Source organism: Mesorhizobium dulcispinae (assembly GCF_033977345.1).
GTDB lineage: Bacteria > Pseudomonadota > Alphaproteobacteria > Rhizobiales > Rhizobiaceae > Mesorhizobium > Mesorhizobium dulcispinae.
This window is the reverse complement of the sequence record NZ_JAVIIY010000019.1, coordinates 62,263-81,477: the sequence shown is the minus strand read 5'-3', so window position 1 is coordinate 81,477 and position 19,215 is coordinate 62,263. Positions and strand designations below refer to the sequence as shown.

The 19,215-nt window shown below is 59.5% G+C and carries 11 protein-coding genes; 4 read left to right on the top strand and 7 right to left on the bottom strand.

The window, feature by feature from the left end:
- Nucleotides 1-578: 578 nt before the first annotated feature.
- The gene (locus tag RFN30_RS28105) at nt 579-1,748 is read right to left on the bottom strand and encodes an IS110 family RNA-guided transposase (RefSeq protein ID WP_320251625.1); all 1,170 of its coding nucleotides are present in this window, start codon (nt 1,746-1,748) and stop codon (nt 579-581) included.
- 2,005 nt (nt 1,749-3,753) lie between these two features.
- Here RFN30_RS28105 and RFN30_RS28100 point away from each other — a divergent pair.
- Nucleotides 3,754-4,737: a putative bifunctional diguanylate cyclase/phosphodiesterase gene (locus RFN30_RS28100; protein WP_320265315.1), complete on the top strand. Its 984-nt coding sequence runs from the start codon at nt 3,754-3,756 to the stop codon at nt 4,735-4,737.
- A 363-nt stretch (nt 4,738-5,100) separates the two neighbouring features.
- Here RFN30_RS28100 and RFN30_RS28095 read toward each other — a convergent pair whose 3' ends face one another.
- The 5 genes from RFN30_RS28095 to RFN30_RS28075 all read right to left on the bottom strand — a co-directional run bounded on the left by RFN30_RS28095 (nt 5,101) and on the right by RFN30_RS28075 (nt 10,343).
- Complete coding sequence (locus tag RFN30_RS28095; protein ID WP_320222758.1) at nt 5,101-5,403, bottom strand: DUF982 domain-containing protein; 303 nt, start codon at nt 5,401-5,403, stop codon at nt 5,101-5,103.
- Between the two features lie 384 nt (nt 5,404-5,787).
- Nucleotides 5,788-6,573, bottom strand: a complete 786-nt coding sequence (locus RFN30_RS28090) for a GGDEF domain-containing protein (RefSeq protein ID WP_320222759.1) — start codon at nt 6,571-6,573, stop codon at nt 5,788-5,790.
- A 1,040-nt stretch (nt 6,574-7,613) separates the two neighbouring features.
- The gene (locus RFN30_RS28085) at nt 7,614-9,095 is read right to left on the bottom strand and encodes a hypothetical protein (protein ID WP_320265313.1); all 1,482 of its coding nucleotides are present in this window, start codon (nt 9,093-9,095) and stop codon (nt 7,614-7,616) included.
- Between the two features lie 173 nt (nt 9,096-9,268).
- Complete coding sequence (locus tag RFN30_RS28080; RefSeq protein WP_320265312.1) at nt 9,269-9,946, bottom strand: hypothetical protein; 678 nt, start codon at nt 9,944-9,946, stop codon at nt 9,269-9,271.
- A 55-nt stretch (nt 9,947-10,001) separates the two neighbouring features.
- Nucleotides 10,002-10,343 carry an AlbA family DNA-binding domain-containing protein gene (locus RFN30_RS28075; protein ID WP_320265311.1) on the bottom strand — a complete coding sequence of 114 codons (342 nt, stop codon included), beginning with the start codon at nt 10,341-10,343 and terminating at the stop codon, nt 10,002-10,004.
- A gap of 136 nt (nt 10,344-10,479) precedes the next feature.
- On the opposite strand from RFN30_RS28075, the gene RFN30_RS28070 reads away from it, so the two are divergent.
- The 3 genes from RFN30_RS28070 (at nt 10,480) to RFN30_RS28060 (ending at nt 14,481) form a co-directional block, all read left to right on the top strand.
- A complete protein-coding gene (locus RFN30_RS28070; RefSeq protein WP_320265310.1) occupies nt 10,480-11,283 on the top strand; it encodes a UPF0489 family protein in 804 nt (267 codons plus the stop codon).
- Nucleotides 11,280-12,944, top strand: a complete 1,665-nt coding sequence (locus RFN30_RS28065) for a hypothetical protein (protein ID WP_320265309.1) — start codon at nt 11,280-11,282, stop codon at nt 12,942-12,944. The genes RFN30_RS28070 and RFN30_RS28065 overlap by 4 nt, the downstream gene beginning before the upstream one ends.
- 214 nt (nt 12,945-13,158) lie before the next feature.
- Nucleotides 13,159-14,481: a hypothetical protein gene (locus RFN30_RS28060; RefSeq protein WP_320265308.1), complete on the top strand. Its 1,323-nt coding sequence runs from the start codon at nt 13,159-13,161 to the stop codon at nt 14,479-14,481.
- Nucleotides 14,482-14,597: 116 nt separating this feature from the next.
- Here the strand turns inward: RFN30_RS28060 and RFN30_RS28055 are convergent, their stop codons facing one another.
- Nucleotides 14,598-19,154, bottom strand: coding sequence for a hypothetical protein (locus tag RFN30_RS28055; RefSeq protein ID WP_320265307.1), 4,557 nt, complete (start codon nt 19,152-19,154; stop codon nt 14,598-14,600).
- Between the last annotated feature and the right edge of the window lie 61 nt (nt 19,155-19,215).

The following is a 19,215-nucleotide window of genomic DNA, read 5'->3' as shown; positions in this document are numbered from 1 at the left end:
CATGCCCCAGTTTCCTCTCCTGCGGGGAAACTGTCCGCGATTTTCCTTGTCTCAGTCTGGGGGTGCACTCCAAGGCTGTCCGGGAATTACCTGTATGGGGCTATGATTTGTCAAGCTTGATCCTGGTTCGTTTTCCTCATCTCCTTCTCGGCCCGATTGGCGACCATCTCCTCGTCCCGGGCCTTTGGGCTTTCTGACTGACCGCCGCGCGCAGTGACGGTCAAGGATGGCTGCAGGCCATCGCGAAGCGACTTGTCTTTGACGGTCACGAGCACGGCGGCAGGCTGCCTAGCCACGGGGTGGGGCCTTCCTGCGGGACCCATTGATGGATTCCGAGGCGAGCTCGCCATGAGCAGGCGCGGAGGTCGCGCGGCAGACTTGTATGCGGTGGATCCCGATGATCCGACCATGATGCAGCATGCGCATCGGTGGCGAAGCTCCGGGCGGCGGGCCCATTCTGAAACGCGGCTCAAAGACCATGTAATTCCTCGGGTTGCCGCCACCTCGGATCGTCATCAGCAGACCTGCTAAAGGCCCGCCAATTGGGGTATGCGTTGTTCTCCTTTTTCCACGTGCCCTCATGATGCCAAACGCAAGACGACGCCGTTCGGCACCTCGCCGGTGGTGACGAGACGCCACAGGGCGATCAAAAGCTTGCGGGCGAGTGCCACGATCATCGTCTTACGTGTGGTTTTGCGGCCGTCGCTCGTGCGCGCCTGGAACCATTGGGCGAGGTTGCTGTCCTTCTGGAAGCTCAGAAACCGCCACGCCAGTTGGATCATGCCGCGCCGCACGCGGGCGTTGCCGGCACGTGCCAGCCCCCTCTCACGGCGGCGCTGGCCGCTCTCGTCCGGCGACCCGGTGAGCCCGGCATAGCGCGCTACGGCGCGGCGGTCGCGCAAGCCGCGTGACAGGATCTCGTGGACCAACATGTCCGCCGTCTCGACGCCGATGCCGATGATGCGTGCGATAAGGCGAACCATCGCGTGCGGGTCGTTTTCCGCCGCCGGGCCGGTGGCGAGCTTGCGCTCCCGTTCCTGTTCGATGGCGCGGATCTGCTGGCGCACCAGGCTGAGCCGCTCGAGGAAACGGTGGAGCTCGGCGCGGGTGTTATGCGGCAGCGCCGTCCCCTCAGCTGTACGGATGGCCTCGAGCCTGTCCGCAGCCTGGCGCAGGCTCAACCGCAAGTGGCGGATGCCGAAGCGGGCGAGGATCGCCTTGATGCGGTTGACGAGCCGCGTCTGCTCGCCGACCAGGCGCTCGCGCTCGCGGCTCGGTCGCCGCGAGTCCTCCTCTTCCATGGTCGGGATCGCCGCCATGGTGCAATGGCGCTTTTCGCCGCGCAGCCAGCCAAGAAAGGCACGCATCAATAGCTCAGTGTCGAGGCGATCGGTCTTGGCGCGGCGGTGCTCGCGCGACACTGCAACGCTGGCGGGGTGGATGGTGTAGGCCTCGATGGCTTGTCCCCGCAGCCAGCGCGCCAACCAGAAGCCGTCGCCAGCCGCCTCATAGGCGACGGCGATGCGCTTGATCGGGTGCCCGGCCTGGCCGGCTTCGTCGCGCCAGCGCTGCAGCAGTTTCAACAGAGCTGGCGCATCGGCATCGAGCTTCTTGAGCGGCTGGCGCTTGAAGCCCGGAACCAGCGCGGCGACCAGCCACTTCGCCTTGCTCATTTCGATGACGGCGACGATCGTGTTATCTTGTTCAAGAGCGGTAAGGGACCGGCTCGCGTCAAAAGATTGCGACATGGGGACGCTCCTTCTGCTGGATGATCTTGGAGCGCCGAAGGATGCCACACCCTCGCCGCTCGCCCCATATCATCTGAAGCACGCATTTCAAGAGGGTGGCACGAATTTTTTAGCACTCGATACGGAGAGTGCTACCGATATGAATTCTTAGAGCTAATTGCGCGCAGTAAGAACCAGACAAAAAGGACTGGTCCAGTTTTCTGAAGGACCGTAGGCGTTCGTCAGTTCTTGGACAGTTAACCAGAGTAGCGTCTGGGGCCCATGCATACGTGATGCATGCATCCTTAGGAGACTATGATGGACCCGAGCAACTTCAATCTATTTGGATTCGATCCGAATGCGTACTTCGCCTTGGCGGCGCAGCAGCAGGCGGGACAGGCGGAAGAACCTGAGGGGGCTGCGCAAGGCCACTTTGAGCAGCACCTCGAAGGGGCGGCCCAGCCGAACGTTCCGGATCATGGGAGGAGGTATAGGGCCGCCCCTGGAGACGAGGACCTCATCCAGAGCGCGGGCAATATGGAGTTGCAGAGATCTGGGCGTGCGGCCGTAGATCAGTTCCGTTCAGGCCTTCGGAAACTATCTGAAAGGCTTCACGACGTTTATGGATTGTCTCTCTCTGGCCTCAGCTGCGAGTCGCTAAAGAGCTATGCTCGCACACTGTGCGCGGGTGAAAGCCAAGTCGTGAAGGGGCTGAACATGCTTAAGCGGTACCGTGGGACTTCCGGGGAGGGTTCGTCTCAGGCGGGCACTGGGAGGCGGTATCAGTTCGCTCCTGGAGACGATGACCTCATCCAGAGGGCGGGTGATTTCGCTCGGGCTGGTAACACTATAGCGGGTCATACCGTGGTCGAATATGGTTCCGGGCTCCGGAAGCTATCTGACAGGCTTCACAGCGTTTACGGCTTGTCTCTCTGTGGAGTCAGCGGCGAGGCGCTCAAGAATTATGCCCAGGAACTTTGTGGGGGTGATAAGCGGGTCGCGGCAGGGCTGCGCATGATTGAGAACTACCGTCAGACTCTTGGGGAGGGTACGTCGGGGGCTGCGGAGGGTAGCGCTAGACAGCCAGAGCACGAGTCGTCCCCGCCGCGGGTGTCGAGTTACAATCAAGACCAGCTTTGGGACTCGTATGATGCGGCGGAGGGAGGGTGGCGCGGCGCCTCTCCACCGCCCAGTCACAATTCGGCGGAGGTTTGGGCGGGCGTCGATCAATGGAACCAGGCGCCGCCCCAAAATTGGGGGGCCAACTCGTCGAGTTTTTGGCAGGGTGCGCCTTCGCCGGCGCCCAGCGTCAATCAGCCAGAGCACGAGTCGTCCCCGTCGCGGGTGTCGAGTTACAATCAAGACCACCTTTGGGACTCGTATGATGCGACGGAGGCAGGGTGGCGCGGCGCCTCTCCACCGCCCAGTCACAATTCGGCGGAGGTTTGGGCGGGCGTCGATCAATGGAACCAGGCGCCGCCCCAGAATTGGGGGGCCAACTCGTCGAGTTTTTGGCAGGGTGCGCCTTCACCGGCGCCCAGCGTCAATCAGCCAGGCCCATCGTGGGAGCAAGGCGCCGCAGCGTCGATCTTTGGGGCACCATACATGCCTTACGCGCCGCCTCCAGTGCCAGAGCTAAACATCTACGTCTCGGGCTGGCAACACGGCAATCAACGGGCGTCAATGGACCTGATGCGCGGAATGCACTACAAGGAAGTGTTGCCCAGCTCGTCTCGGCCGCAGACGAATTTCACCATTGACGGCGTGCCCTATACGGCGACATTGGGGCCGTCAGGTAGGCAAAACGACATTCGGGTCTCCCGAAACTGAACGAGTGATTGTCTACATTTTTGTCAAAGCTATTTAAAGTGAGACAAAGTAGCCAACTTATAAATGCGATTATTACTTCGTTCGCAAGTTACAATATTTGCAAAGTACGAAGACGCAAGCCGCCGACCGGGTGGAGATGGTCAGGGTTGCCTAGCCCGGTCGGCGGCGGACGGCTCCAGCTGCAAGATAAACTAGCTTGGACATCCCGATCACTCCGCCGCTTCAGGTCGACGGCGCCGAGATAGTGATCGGCGCGAGTATCGGCGCTGCGCTGGTCCCGGACGGCGCCGCCGACATCGACAGCCTACTGAAATGCGCCGATCTCGCCCTCTATCGAGCGAAGCAATCGGACAAGGGTACCTTCCGCTGGTTCGAAGCCGGGATGGACATGCGCCAGCGCGAGCGGCGTGCGCTGGAGATAGAGCTGCGCGGCGCCGAGATCGACCGCGAGTTCGAGTTGCATTGCCAGCCAATCATCCGGACGCAAACCGGAAAGCTCCGCGGGTTCGAGGCCCTGCTGCGCTGGCAAAATCCGCGCCGCGGCATGGTGTCGCCCGCGGATTTCATCCCGATCGCAGAGGAAACCGGCATACTCGACGAACTCGGCCGCTGGGTACTTGCGATGGCATGCCGAGAGGCGGCAACCTGGCCGCGCGATCTGGTGCTGTCCGTCAACGTATCGCCGGTGCAGTTCCGCAAAGGGAATCTCGTCGGAGCAGTAGGACTGGCCCTGGCCGGCAGCGGGCTGGAGGCGCACCAGTTGGAGATTGAGATCACTGAGTCGGTGCTGCTGGCCGAGAGCAGCACCAATCTCGCCATTCTCAAGCAACTTCGATCGCTCGGCGTGCGCATTGCGCTCGACGATTTTGGCACTGGCTACTCCAGCCTGAGCTACCTCAGGCAGTTTCCATTCAACCGCCTCAAGATCGACCGGTCGTTTGTCCGCGAGATCGTCCAGTGTCCAGAGTCGCTCGCGATCGTCCGTGCCGTCATCGGCCTCGGCACCAGCCTCGGCATCGATACCACGGCCGAGGGGGTGGAGACGGTCGCGCAGTTGGAGGCATTGCGCGCCGAAAAATGCGGCGAGTTGCAGGGGTTCCTGTTCAGCCCGCCGGTTGCCCGCAAGAGTGTCGCCTCCATCATCGGTGCGTATTTCGAAGAGACATCGCGTCTCGCGTAACGGGATCGCCGACCTGTGCTGTCGACGGCCTGCGTCCAGAGCAAGTGGCGATTGGATCGAACCATTCTGCGCGAATTGATTTGGGTCAGGTCGGGATTCGGCTAAGGTCCTACCCCGTCTGGCCGTCCCTGCCGTCGAAAGGTCACGAAGGACGCCATTCAGCAAGCTCCCGGAGCAGCGGATATTAAGATCGCCTGACCTGCCTCGCCAGTCGCATCCGCTCTGCTTCAAGGCGATGAACTCGGCCACCGGCAAGGCGAGTGGGGCGCCGGCTGCGCCACAAGGGAACTGGCGAATTTGGGTTGCGCCGGCTTCCAAGGCTCGGCGCTGCCTTCTTTCGACCAATCTCACCCAAGCGCCAGTCTACACCTGCACCTTCCCGCTTCCCGATTTGCAGGCAACGACCCATTGCATCGCGGAGTTTGGGTCTTCCAAAATCCCGGCCCGTTTCGCAAAGCCGAGAAAGGCATTGTGGGCCGCGCCTATAGGCTTGTGCCCGTCGTGGGCGTCAAAGCACGCCCGAAGGGCGGTTTGATGGATCAAGTCTCTGCGATCTTCCGGCCATTCATCGAGAAAATCGATTGCGTCCGCAAGGCCGGCAATCTCTTGCACGATAACCGTGGCACGCCTCACGAAGATGGGGCTGCTGAAAACTTCGGCGTTCATTTCATTTCCTCCGACCTGGTGAACGGCTTGTCTGTGTAAGAGGCCACCGATCGAGGTCGGTTGCGACTATCGCAGAATATGTTGTCACGGCGATGACGGCTTGATAGGGAAGAAGCCGCATCGCGCCCGAGGGAAATCATGGATTTTGCAGAGTGCCGCCTTTGCTGGGGGACAGCGGCGGATCATCGCAACCGACAACCGCCTTCGCGTTGAGGCAGCCTAGTGCAAATCGAAGACTATAGCTTCCGATTGGCACGGCATCAGAAATTTGATGCGCTCCGATTAACGCAATTTGTTGCGGCGTGTGGCACTCGTTTGAACTCACGATGGTTGATTTTACTGAGTAGCGCCGCACCCGAAGGAATCCGCCCCAAGCGGGGTCGGCTATGGAGTCGTGACTCGCAATCTGGTTGCTTCGTAGTCGAACGAAACGCGGTTCCGGCCACGCTGTTTCGCTTCAAAAATGCATCGTTCTGCTGTGCGAAGGATATCCTGACTATCTGCATTGGGAGGGATTTCCGCACCCCCGATGCTGACAGTCACCTTTAGATCGTCCTGTTGTCCTTTGATCCAGGGCATCCCTTCGATAAGACGGCGGATGTTCTCCGCAATGGTCATTGCCTGCTCTTTGCGGACCCCTCGCAGCAGGACCCCGAACTCTTCGCCACCAAGGCGTCCAATTGAATCGCCAGGGCGCGTTAGATAGACAAGCGCTTTTGCGATTCGAACCAAGGCCTCGTCACCTTTGGAATGTCCGTGCTTGTCATTGAACGAGGCGAAGTGATCCGGGTCGATAACGAGAAGCGTGTCGTATTCACCCTCATCGCGCTTCCTGTCCATCCTTGCCATGAATCCGCCGCGGCTAAGAAGCCCCGTCATCGGGTCGTGGCTGGTCACGAACGCCAGCCTGTCGTGGGTCTCTCTCAGGGCCGCATACGACTTCTCCAACTTGTCACAGGTGTCTTGGATGGTTTCCGACTGGGCGAAGATGTAGGCACCGACGGGCATTCCAATCAGGATGGGAATGAGGGTGCATTCCACCCAGCTCAGCCAATCGATCGGCATGTGCAAGGCGAGTCTTGCCGTGAACGACAGAGCAAAGGTCGCGACGATTGCAATTATCGTCACGACTATTGATTTGCCTAGAATACGCTTGGCGCGAGGCGTCATGTTGTTTCTTTGGAGATTGGCACTGTTTCTTTAGATAGAGGCTCTGAAAGAGCCGTTACCAAGTCAATTAAGATTATTCTGAAACTACAAGGGCGAGAAAAGAGGTGCCGTCATCTGCGGTCGGGAACGCGCGCAAACGTAGGACAGCGCGGCGAATTTTAGCAACGCTTAAAATGCGAGTTTTTCGAATCTGCTGGCGTTAGTTTTCGGATGCTAATCCACGCTGCATGGATGGTGATCGTTGAATATGCGCGGCCTAGGTTGGATTAGAGAAATACGATTGACGGAGGCTCAGCAGATGCGCGATCGGATAGCTTTGCTCGAATCCGAATTGATCAATGCGGCTGGTTCCAAAGGCAAATCCAATCTGCTTAACGTAGGTCACCAGCTTCGTTCGCAAAAGGCTCGGTTGGAACGCCTGGAACAATGCATAGCCTGGATGCCGAAGCGACTCTGACACCGCGCAACCCCGATCCAAGGAAGTCGTCCGCGGATTTTGGCGATGCCGGCAGGTTCGACGCGATCTGAGACCGTGAAGAGGGTGGCGGTTTTCTGGAAATTTCTGCAAATTCCAGACTGCCCTTTATGCGACTTTCGAAGCACAAAAGGCGAACGGTGAGGGGCATCGTGTGTTTTCGACGTCAATAGGCCTGCCATTCCGCAGCTTAGGTGATCATTAGCAATGGCTGGAACGGGCGCGAGCCGGGGACGCCCAGCCCAAGGCCCTGGGATTGCGAACATCTCTGGTCGCAGTTCGGCGGTGCACTGCTCCAACCATAACGGAATGGGCTCACAGATCTCCCTGTATGGGACCTGAGCCATAAGTCGGCCTCAGGATCGCTTCGTAGATGCTCCCAACTTCCCCTTCGCTTTCGTGCTCCGAGATGGTTCCCCGCGGTATGATTGATATCGTCGCGCTCCTGCCGTCCGGTCTAAAACGGACCGAAAAGGTGAGGCGATAGAGGTGCGGCCGCCGCGCGGTTCGGTTGGCTCACACGCATCTCGCTCAAGCGACCGAAGGGGAATTTGCAGCGTCAGCTTTACTCAGATTCTCGCCGCTTCTCGAACCGATTTCCCTCTGCAATCATCCAATCCATGAATGCTTGGCCTTCCTTAATTTCCACATCTACCGCCTTGGCGTATTCATAAGCGTAGGTGTTCCGCGCATCTTCAATAGGGCAGCGATGCCGCTTCATGAATGACCTGATCCTCGCCATCTGGAAGCGCACTTCTTGTTCATGGGCGTGGTAGGCCTCAACGGCTGCAACAATGTCATGGTTCTCATGAGCGCGCTGTATCGCGAACCGGTAGTCGATATCGTGTAGCTGATGCGGTGCAATCGCGGAAATCGACTCGGCGATGTCATCGATCGTCAGCGCATTCTGATCGACACTGTCATCCATTCTCTGGATTTCCGACGATACGTGGCGGCAGTCCTGACAAACCAGCGACGGGATGTGATCCACAATGATGAGATTGGTGTTCTCCTGCGAAGCCCTCCAGTATCGAGCATTCGGCTCCGTCTCATCGAAAATCCAATTGCGGAGAACGTGTATCTGAGCGTGCCATACCCTCTTGTTCGATAGTCGGCATAACTCGCGCTTCGTGCGACGGCAGCAGGTGCAACGCCAGTCTTCGTTGATGTTGAGCCAGTGCTTCTGGTCGGCATTCGCGGCGTCAAGTCGCGCGTAATCGGCATCTGTGATCGGGCGCGTTGCCGCCTTTGCCTTCGGCCTGAAGGAACGCCGCACGGCGTCTCTGGCAACTGATCGGATAAGCACCCGCGTTGCAATGCTTTCGCCTCTCGAGAAATCCGGCAGCGCATTCCTGACCTGTTCCATGACGATGAGGTTGTCGTCCATCTCAATGCGCTCACGCGTGCCCACTGCTACCTCGCGGCGATTCTTTCCGTTGACGAAACGGCGGGCAATTCGTTCACAGAAATCCATTCGATCGATGATGTCCGGCCTTACCCTGTTCCAGCTTGAGCGGACGAAATCGGCGTTCAGCTCGTGCACTTTGTTCGCGACCGGTTTGATGAAGCTGGCGATTTCCAACGGAGAGAAACTGAACTCCCGCTTTCGCAGAGCAAAGATGTCGTCCGTGACATTGCCCAAAAGGTCCTTGGCCGCGGTCTCTGCCACATTGCAGTCAATACATATCATCGTCCTTTGGAACCGCTCCACGAACTGAAGCATCCCGTTTTTGGCGTGTTCGCGCTGAATGATGAATTCCCGGTCATCGCTGGAGCCGACGATCGCTTTGAACCGGTCGCCGGCTGTGTCGCCGAGATGATCGTGATGCGACTCGATTGCACATAGCAGGACCCCGGAAGACGTGAGCCGAGCGATCTCAGGTTTCGTCCTTTTGCAGCACGGGCAACTCCAGTGCTGTGTCGCCCCTGCCCAGGCTCGATTGAGATTGAGTTTGTCAGTTTTGAAGCGCCGCATCATAGCCTTGGTCTGCTCGCTCCAGCGGCCATCGTGCATCCGGGCAAAGTAGGCGAAGTCTTCGTCGGACATGTTCTCTATGTCCGGGACAGTGATGGTTACGGTGTTGCCGACCAAAGAAAACTCCCCGGTGTAAATTCGGCTAACGCGCCATGCGCCTGTCCCAGTGTCAGGCGCATAACTATGGCCTCTTTTGAGACGCCTGGGGCAGGTTCGCAGCCATTGGCGAGGGCCTGGATTTGTCTTCAACAACCATAGACCGAGACACTCCTTACCTTGTCACAGAAGCGATCGACGAGGCCTTGGTCGCTCACGCGCTCAACTCGCAGCGGCCGGACCAGACTGGCAACGTTGGTGTTGGAAAAAGCCCACTCGAGTTTTGGATTGCGGCGCAGATTCTTCACGGCGACCAGAACCCCGAACGGCCCATGGATGCCGGAGTCGTCCATGATGAGCTGTATGTCCCGTAAATGTCGGGCAAATTCGTCGGTAAACTCGCTAATCGTCAGCCGTCCTTCGCCGTCACGGACGACGAACGGATGCGAGACATAGGAGTGGACGAGCCAATCGTCGCCGATGAAAAAGCGGGAGATCGCGCGCCCTTCCTGAAATGTCGAGTCCCGCGCCTCGACGCCATTGTCGCAACCTTTGAACACACCGCGGCTTTCGCCGTGATAGTGACGCATCACCTTCAGAACGTCCCTTCCAGGGTCGAATGGTGCCCGGTCGCGTTCATAGTGCTCTTGAGGCACGATCGCGATATGCAAGGTGGCGTCGTTGGATTGCATGATGTCACGGCTCTCGACGGCCGCATTCTCGCGCTCCATCAGTTGGATCGTGTCGGCTTCCAGCTTCTCGATTGACGTAAACAAGGCATGCAGTTGCTGAGGGGGTATTGGCGTGTTCTGCGCCCCGGTGCGCATGTAGAACCCGCCGGTTGTCTTGTTCTGGCAAGGCCGCAGCCCATGGTAAGGCAGGCTAGAGAATGAACGTGTCAGGACCCAGATCCAGAAATTCCACACGAACGCTCAACGGCTTCGGATCGATGGTGTCCTGAATGATCGAGGTTATCTGGCGTCGAATGGCATCGCGATCGCCACCCATCGGCTCAAAGTTCGCGAAAACTCCCTTCTTTTCATGTACGCCAACAATCAGGTAACCGGGTGCCGCGTTCAAAAATGCCACGACATCATCGATGAAGTTTGATTTTCCGCGTTGCTCCTCGAGATTCAGCCGTGCCTTGAACTCGTAATGCTGTCCTTCGACGATAAGGCCAGATCGGATGCCCTCAATGGTCGGCATTGCCGGTTGTTTGTTCATCGTTCAATCCCCGAACCGTTGCCGATCAAAATCTGTTGGTAACATTTCAGCAGCACCTGTCCAGATCAACATATGCTTGAGATATTTGACTCTGGTCAGCAATATTTATCGGTCATTGCACAGACGGAAACGGCACTTGAATATCGCCGACATCGATCTCGACATATTTCTGGACGGCGTCAGTGCGTTCGGTCAGGGGCGGAGAGCGCCGTCAACGACGCGCCCCTGGGATGAGGAACGACTTCGAAGGTTTCTCGAGGATCAGTGCCTGCTTGAACGAGACCCACCTCGACGGCCGAGGGGTCGGTTCGTCGTCCGTCATGACGAAGCATTTCCTATCCTGGAGGCTCTCTCTCAAAACGGCGCCCGCCCGCTTGATCTGGTCCACATCGACGCCCACTCAGATCTGGGAACGGGATTTGGAGATCTGTCGTGGATTGATATTGGAGGGCGGCTTCTCGGCTTGCCGCCGGAAGAACGGAGTTCGGCAGTGCCGCGGGACGGCCCCGAGCGCATTTCGCCCGCAAACTATCTTTCGTTCGCTTTGGCGTGCCGGTGGCTCCGATCGCTGACCTATGTGCATCATGCACACGCTGGTATGGACGTGATGCCATTCTTCTTCCGTGACTTCGATCCGGGATGCGGCGTCATGGAGTTGCGGTACGTCCCGCATTTTTGCGGCGACGGCTCAAGAGATGAACTGAGGGCTCTGCCGCATAAGCTCGAGCCGCCCGTGCCATTTGAGAGAGTCCAGGTTGATGATTATGCCGCCGCCAAGCGGTTCGACTTTGTAATCCTCTGCCAATCTCCAGGCTACACCCCGATCGAGGCGGATGACTTGATCCCGATCTTTGACGACTACGTTGATTTCACCACGGACGATTCCAAAGGATATTCGGATTTGGCGGTGCAACCCTGTGACACGAGGAAAGTCCGGTGACACTGGACGGATTCCTCGGTTTTCTCGCACTCTTTATTGCATTTTACGCAATCGTTTCGCCAGTAACGCGGCTCCGCGCGCAGTTGCATCTTGCGGTGCAAATTCCGCTAGCGATTCTCGCGGCGTCGCTCGTTTTCTACTTCGAGTTCTTTCCTTTGTTGGGCCGGCCGTGCCGATTGCCAACTGCTAAAGCCTGCTCCTGGCTGGCTTTTCCCGCAGACGGCAGCTTCACGCCACTCCAGGCGGCCTTCCTGGTCGTATTCGTCTGGATGATCCTTGCCTGGAGCCTGAATGCGATGCTGAGGCCAGGGCCACGCTCCTTGGCTGCGGTCGCTAAGATCGCGCAGACCCTGCTCTATGAACGCCGGTTCGCGGAATTGCTGGATTTCATCAGGCCGCAGCTTGGGCTGGTACGCGCCGCTGCCGAGCGGCGGCTACGCATGCAGAAGGTGCGCGACTGGCTGGCAGATGCAAACTGGTTGCGGCGTCAGCAGTTCAAGATTCTCAAGCCGGCCGCGTCCGAAGAGGACGAGCCAAAGCAGTCGACAGCCGGCTATGACAAACGGATTCGCGAGGTTTTCCGGCGCCACATTCGTTGGATGAGGCACCTTGTGCCGGCGGGCCGCAAGGCGCAGGCGAATGCCGAGAACATCGCGCGCATGCTGCTGCGCTCGGACGAGTTCAGAAAGTTCCTCGTCACGATGCGGCCGGACGCCTTGCCGGATCTCATGGCCGTCAAGCTGCATCTTCGTTTCGACTTCTCGGACAAGGTTCTGCAGGACCTGATCTCGGACAAGGGCAGCGGACTCTATCAGGAGATCGAGAACAACCAGAATCTCGCGGATAAGGGCGGCTATTGGATCGCGCGCGAAAATGTCCTCTTGCGGTTTCTCTTCGGCGATGTCGCAGTGACCAACGAGCTGGCGGCCTGGAAGCCTGTCGGCGACGCTGTCATCCGTACGATCCACGAAGGCAAGAACACCGGCTACGCCGCCTTTCTCAACGGCCGTCCCGATAATTTCGAGGCCGAGCAATGGCGAGATATCACCTTCGTCGGCACACGGTTCTTCGACATCATGGTCAACGAGGCCATGCGTCAGGGGATCAGCTATCATATGTGGCTTTTCTACGTGGAGCACTTCGTCTCGGAGCTGGAAGCCAGCTACGACGCGTCCGGACCGGACATCAATGTGCTGGCCGAATTTCCAACCCGCAGCGCCCGACTGTTGTATGAGGCGTTCGACGTCATGGGCAACTGGGTGCGCAATATCCGGTATCTCGATAGCACATCGCCGCATGCCGCTGTTCCGTCGACAAATCAGTTCTCGACCGGTGCTATCCCGGCCGACGCGGCCACCGCGCTGGCCAATTCAATGGTGAGGGTCGCGCTTTCAACCCGGGTTGGCGACAACCTCGCGTGCTATCTGCACGACTGCATCCTCGACGACATTGCGTCTCTCTCGCCGGAAGGCGTTCAGGGACGCATGCGAGCCCATTTGATCCGAGTGGTCGTGGCCGGCGGCAATTGTCATCCCGAGGCTAGATACGGACAGCGCCTCAGGACCTTCCTGGCGATGGCCGACCATGTCTTGCGCGCGAAGGTCAGGGACTATGTTGCGGCAGCTGAGGCCGCATTTCCGGAACCAGGCCGGATCGGCTGAGTGACTTCCCGGCTTCCAAACTTGGGCGGCGATAGCCTCGACCGAGCCTGCGAGGACGAGGGTATCGCCAACAAGCGCCCCAGGCGGCCGAACCAGACGGCCATGCCTCGGAACCAAGTTCGCTCCTATTTTGCGCTCTTGCGAATCATGCGCGTAGCTGTTGCTGCTTTCCTGCCAGCGCTCGCCGATCCGGCCATGCCGCTGTGCAGTCATCTTGCAGTCGATCCGCCGCGTGTCGGCGCCAAATGAGGTTTGCGTGGGAGCTTTTAGCGAAAACGATGTCCATGAATATCTGCATCGGGCCGGGCTTGAGGCGGTCATGGACGATGCCGAGCCACGACTTGAAGCGGCCCTCCCCAAGTTCTCGGACGAGCTCACCGAATACGACATACCGGGGTTCGAACTCTGGAAGCTGCTCAAGGAGAAAACCGTCCAGAGGCTGCGATATCTCCATCGTCTCGCGCTAAATGGCGAATTCATCGGCAGCGGGATCAATCTACCGGTCGACAAGACACGGCATATGTTTCTCGACCTTCTCGGCACGCACGAAGACGGCCTTTTCGTGCTCGAACTTAAGATTGAAAAGGCGGCCGAGCGAAATGCATTCACGGAGCTTTTTGCCTACAGCAACTATATCGCTGGTCTCTTTCCGGGTTCGGGCAGCAAGGATATCCTGAACATCCTCGTGGCACCGATCGCCGCGAAAATCACAAAGCAGGCGTACCTCTACGACCTCCTGATCACGGGCCGGAACATCGTCCTGTATCAGCCGCAATTTCCGGACGATACAGCCGAAAGCTTGCGCCTGTCATTGTGCATTCCGGACGATGAAGAGTTCCAGCATTTTGCCAACCGGCTGCTGTCGCACAATGCTATGTCGTGCGTGGTCGCTTCCTTTCCCGACATTCCCAAATGGATCGACTACGACAAGGATGACCCGGCCAGCTTGCCATCGCACACGCGGGATGCTCTGGAGGATCTCACATCCTATGCCGCTCAGCTGATGGAACACGAGGGTTTGCATGGCTTTTGCTACGTCCGCAAACGCTGGCACGAAGTCCAAATGGCTGTTGTCGGGGAGGAACGGTCTGATCTTATCATTTGCGCCCTGAACCCGTTTCGGCTGGCTGATGCTGAACGGGTAACTAACATCACCAACCAGTTGGCCGATGAGGACCGCGCCAGATTCTCGGAGGCGCCCGAACTGGGGTTTCATGGACGCCTTTCGCGCACCGCAAGGCAATCAATCGAAGATTGCATTGAACCCGACTATTCACACGAGCTTGAGTTTCCCCATTGGGGCTCGATGGTCACGGCAATGGTTGAAACGGTCTTTGCGGACCACATTGGCTTTCGGCCGACTGGCTTGTTCCGCGATGCCTATGTCGAGCACCTGGCGGCGATCCGTCGTTACAATGCCAGCAATCCGGATGTCGCCATCGACGTCGAGCGCCTGCAGATGAACGATATCTTCAACTGGCTTAAGGCATGGATTTTCATGGAGGCCTGCGGCTTTGTGGCAGGCGAAAGTGAATAGCGCGCATCTGCTCTAAAGCTCAATCCAGCGTCTCTTGCAAAAGTCATAGAGTTGCCTGTAGCGCCAGCTGTCATAGCCGGTCACATGCGAACGGCCGACCTGGGGAACTGCCGTTGCTAACGGTTTCTGTCGGCGTGAGCCGCCGCGTTTTCCCGATCCCTGAGCAGTCGCGTGCGCAGCTGGCGAGCCTCGGCGACGAACTCATACGGCAGCAGCTCAAGCAAATCCTTGAGACTTGCGGGATCGTTGCGCGCCCAAAGATAATAGGGATCTACCATTTCCATGATGCGCATCATCCGTGCCCATTGAAGTGGCTTGTCTGATTCCAGCATCAGATCACGGTGCGAAAGTGCAGCCGCTTCGAGGCGCCGCTGGCGGAGCGCGGCGCGGGCCGCGTCGCAGACGGCAGGAGAGTCGCTGCCGGCCAGCGTCTCAAGCCAGGGCACCACGACGGTCGACGGGATCACAGCGGCGATCTGCGCTGCGAGAATCCGTTCCCTCGCGCGTTGCGAACGCGACAACGGATCGAGCAGCGTGGCCAATTGGTTGCCGCCCAGGCGGACGCGCAGCCGCCGCTCGAGTCCGAGCCGAAGGGACGGCCTTGCCTCGCTGTAGCGGTCGACCAAGTCCGGACCGGCACGAGCTGGATCGATTTCGAGCATGAGATCGGCTGCGGTAGCGACGTTATGGCGCCTCAGCAGACGCTGTGCCGCGAAATAGGCCTCTTGCGGTTCTGTCCTGCGCAAATGGTCGATAGCCGCGATCGCGTTTTCGCGATCAAAGCCGGAATGGCGATAGCAGGCTCGCAGCAGCTCTTGCTGAGCCTGTGACTCGCCAGCCTCCGCAAGAAGCCTCAGGAAGTTTCCCTCTATCACGAGATGACCGTTGGCGCGCGAGCGCTGGAGATAGCCTACAACCGCTGCCTCGCCTTCGGGATATTTGACCAGAGCCGCAAGATAACTCCGGCGCGACGTCGACGCGGTGCCGATGTCCTGGGTAGCGAGCCAATCGATCACGACACGTCTGGCGTCTCCATCCCCGACCTCGGCGAGATAGAATGCGACCGCCTGAGCCTCCTGATGGATATGTCCGGCAATCATCTCGCGCGCGAGCGGCAGCAATTCAGGCGTGTAGAAGCGCATTGCGTGGAAGGTGGCGAGAATCTTGAGCCGGGTGCGGCCAGGCGTTGCCGGCTCCAGGAATGTGAAAACCAGCGGACTGGCGTCGCCGGCTTTACCGACGAAGGCCGCGAGAGCCGCCGCGATATCAACAGAGACCGGATCACCCGCGGCCAGAAGATTACCCACGCGTGAACGGAGCGCCGAAGTGTCCCGAGTGCCGGAGGATCGGGTTTCGATGGCGTCCACATAGACCGGGGCCCCGGCCCGAAGCATGCTTTCCAGCTCTGCATCGCAGCGATGGACAGCGAGCGCTGCCATGCGCAGCACTTGGTCACCGGCTTGAGCATTGGCCTCGGGCGGGGTTAGCGGCAAGGACGCCGAGACCGTTGCGGCATCAGACCATCTGGCCGCGAGATAGCCATCCTGCCGACCGAAGGGATCTGGACGACCAATCTCGGCCAACACCAGTTCATCGAAACCCTCCCCGCCGATCATCGCCAGAATACGCTCGCAATAGCCGCCCGTCAGGTCGCGCGCCATCGACATTCGTCCCCTGCGGCGGACCGCGAAGCGCACCAACTCGGTCTCGAGCGCCGCACCGGCGTGGCGCCTCAGCTCACCGAATTGCCAAGGTTCGGAGAGGCGAACAAGGAACTCCAACGGATGGTACAAGCGCCCCTCTTCCCGGTAGGGATCGCCTGCACCGTTGAATGCGCGAAGATCCGAGGCAAGACCTTCGATCACCTCGCGCAAGGTGTCGGAATCCATCGCCTCGGGCCTGTCGTGATAGTAGAAGACGAGCTCGGTGAGGGGGTGTTCGCTCCTGTTCGCTCGCGTGCGGATCGCGTCCGCGAGCCCCCGCGGGTCGGCCGCGGCCAACTCGTCGAACCACCAGTTCGAACCCCGCCACCCGTAAAGGTCGCTGCCCTGCGCCAGCTGGCGGATTGCGCCTTGCGGGTCGACCCGGGCCCGGCTTCGCAAGATGCGAGGCGGCATCCACTCTCCAGGCACAGAAGCAGCCTCATCCAATAGTGTCCCAAGGGATGCCTCGCGGAAATGGCCGATCGCCTCGATCAGAGCGATGCTGGAAGACGGCATGATGCCTATCAGCCGTTCGCGATGGCTGGCCCAAATGGCTACCGCCGTCTCTGCGTCCACCGTCCGTTCGTCCTTTAGCTTCCACAAGAGCGCGTCGAGCGCAATCGCGTCCGTTTCGACGGCAAGACGCCTGGCTAGCCACTGCGGGTCGGCTGCAATGCATTTGGTCAGTGCGTCAGAGCTCAGTTCCAGGTGAAATGACGCCTCCGCCCGGAGTTCGGCATCCGACCGCGCAGCAGCCTGAGCATGTGCGGATATGCGCCCCAGATGCACGCTCCAGATCGCATCAAGCGCCGCCGGCGCCGGCACCAACCGGGCCGCGCGCAAACCGATCTCGACCTGGGCCTCAACGCCTGACGCGACTTGACGAGCGATGAGGTCCCCGACAGGCTTCGGATCGTCCGCTGCAATGGCGCTCAGCGCGAAGGGCAAATTCCTGGAGATTTCGACGTTGTGCTCGTCAGTTCCCGGCTGCGCGGCGAGGAGTTCAAGGGCCGGCAGGATTTGCGGGCCGAGGCTCCCGAAGCCATTCGTCCATTGTTCCTCGCCTCGCTCGTCAGGGGGCGATCGCGCCATATGCTCGCGAATGAGTTGAGCGACAAATGCAGGTTCGTGCTCCCTGGCAAGCAGCCACAGCGCATCGAAATAGACGTAGCCGAGACGGTACCCCACTGTTTCGCCATCTCTGCTCTGCAATGTGTCAAGCGTGGCAAAAAGCTCCTCAGCCTCGGCGGCAGACAATTCTGTCGACAAAATAGTGTCAACCAGAGACTCCGCGACAGCCCAGTTGAGCATCCGGTCAGCGGCAAAAGCGACGCGATCGGGCGCCATGCGTCGCAAAAGCCCGACCTGCTCGAGGCGAAGCAGTGCCGGATCGTCCAATCCGGCGGCCCGAAGCTCCGCACTGCGCCAGGGATAAAAGGTTTGCCCTGTCGCCAATTGACCGGCGAGCGCCTTCAGGCAATGTCCATCGCCGGGATGATCAGGCTGCTCACGGACGATCAGGCTCGCCTGTTGCCAATAAGCGCTGAAAAGCAGGTATTCCGAGACACCAGCCCACGAATCGCGCTTGGGCAATTGGACAAAGACGCCGGCGTGAATGGGCTTCAGAAGCAGCTCGAACACGTCGTCGGGCATGGTCTCCAGAATAGTCGAACGCTGATGAGACGTCAGGAAGCGAAGCAGGTCCGCGCTGCGGAAATTGCCTATCTCGATGACCTGTATATCCTGCCGGACAGACTCGATCGCCCTTGCTATGCGAGGTTGGGCGGACATTACAATCCGCACGCCGTGCTCATGCCACCTCAAGCGCGCCAGCCGTAGCGCAAATGAGCGATCCTGTACGTCGTCGATATAGACCGTAAGCCACGTTCCATCGGTGCCTGCGAAAGCGTCACGCAGGCTTTTCGCCATCACCGTGACGGGCGCGGGTTCATGGTGGGCAGGCTGCCAGATCCGCTCGTTGATGAAAGCGACAATTTCGTCGATTCCTGTGGGCGCGCTCATCACAAGCGCTAGCTCGCCTCGATCGATTTGTTCGTGAGCCAGTTGCGCAAGCGTCCATGTCTTTCCCTGTCCAGACTCGCCGGAAAGTATGGCGAGATCCGCCGTCACCTCCGGAACGGATCGGCGCGCCTGACGCTCAGGCACGTAACCGATCAAACGAGCGTCCTCTGCGAGATGATGGGCCGCCAGGGTCGGCAACGACTGAATGTGGGCGAGCAGCCGATGCGCTCGCGGGCTGATGAGGGCGAGAAGATCTGCCGGCGACACCTTTGCACCATCGGTCGCCCGCACCATCAGTTGACCAAGCAGTTGGAGACGCTTGTCGCTTGCATGATCGCCTGGCTCCAGAAGGGGCGTAAGCGCCTTGTCGATCTCGTCCTGGACCAGGTCCCGATCGAGAATGGTGATTTCGAACCGGTCCAGCAGATGACGCAGTTCGGCGGTGACATGACCGAGACCAGCCGACCTCGCCAGAAGATGTTCATACTCGTCGGTCGTATAGCGCCCGGAACCCCAGCGATGTGGCTTGCCGGTCGCTCGGCCGCGCAGCGCTATATATGTCTGGAGCGGAGCAAGCCCGTCGGCATTGTTGGTGACGAAGCGGAATGCCTGGTCAGCTTTTAGATGTACGGCCCGAAGCAGGTCAGGAAACACTGTGGCGGCTACCTCGCCGCTGGACCATTTGCGCCGGACCGTGCGCATCTTCACCTGCTCAACGATGTCGCGCGGTCCGCCCAGAACCTTATGGTCGCCACCGTCGGAGGGCTCCAGATGCAGGATCATCTGGACATGCTGGTCGCCTGGCGAGAGCGAAACATTCATCTCCAGGCCGAGTTGGATGCTTCGCAGGATCTGGAGCAGGAAGCCGGCAATCGCTCGCCGGCCCGGCGCTTGCGCGTCGAGATTTATGACAAGCGGTTCCGCTATCGTCGGCGCCACGTCATGCATCTGCTGGCTTCCCTGGGCACCTGCTGGAGAACTGAGGCTTCGCTCGCGATGAGGAGCCTTC

What these genes read in the sequence shown, in the direction of transcription:
- RFN30_RS28105 (WP_320251625.1), bottom strand. Translation starts at nt 1,748, where the DNA reads ATGTCGCAATCTTTTGACGCGAGCCGGTCCCTTACCGCTCTTGAACAA.
- RFN30_RS28095 (WP_320222758.1), bottom strand. Translation starts at nt 5,403, where the DNA reads ATGAACGCCGAAGTTTTCAGCAGCCCCATCTTCGTGAGGCGTGCCACG.
- RFN30_RS28090 (WP_320222759.1), bottom strand. Translation starts at nt 6,573, where the DNA reads ATGACGCCTCGCGCCAAGCGTATTCTAGGCAAATCAATAGTCGTGACG.
- RFN30_RS28085 (WP_320265313.1), bottom strand. Translation starts at nt 9,095, where the DNA reads ATGTCCGACGAAGACTTCGCCTACTTTGCCCGGATGCACGATGGCCGC.
- RFN30_RS28080 (WP_320265312.1), bottom strand. Translation starts at nt 9,946, where the DNA reads ATGCGCACCGGGGCGCAGAACACGCCAATACCCCCTCAGCAACTGCAT.
- RFN30_RS28075 (WP_320265311.1), bottom strand. Translation starts at nt 10,343, where the DNA reads ATGAACAAACAACCGGCAATGCCGACCATTGAGGGCATCCGATCTGGC.
- RFN30_RS28055 (WP_320265307.1), bottom strand. Translation starts at nt 19,154, where the DNA reads ATGCATGACGTGGCGCCGACGATAGCGGAACCGCTTGTCATAAATCTC.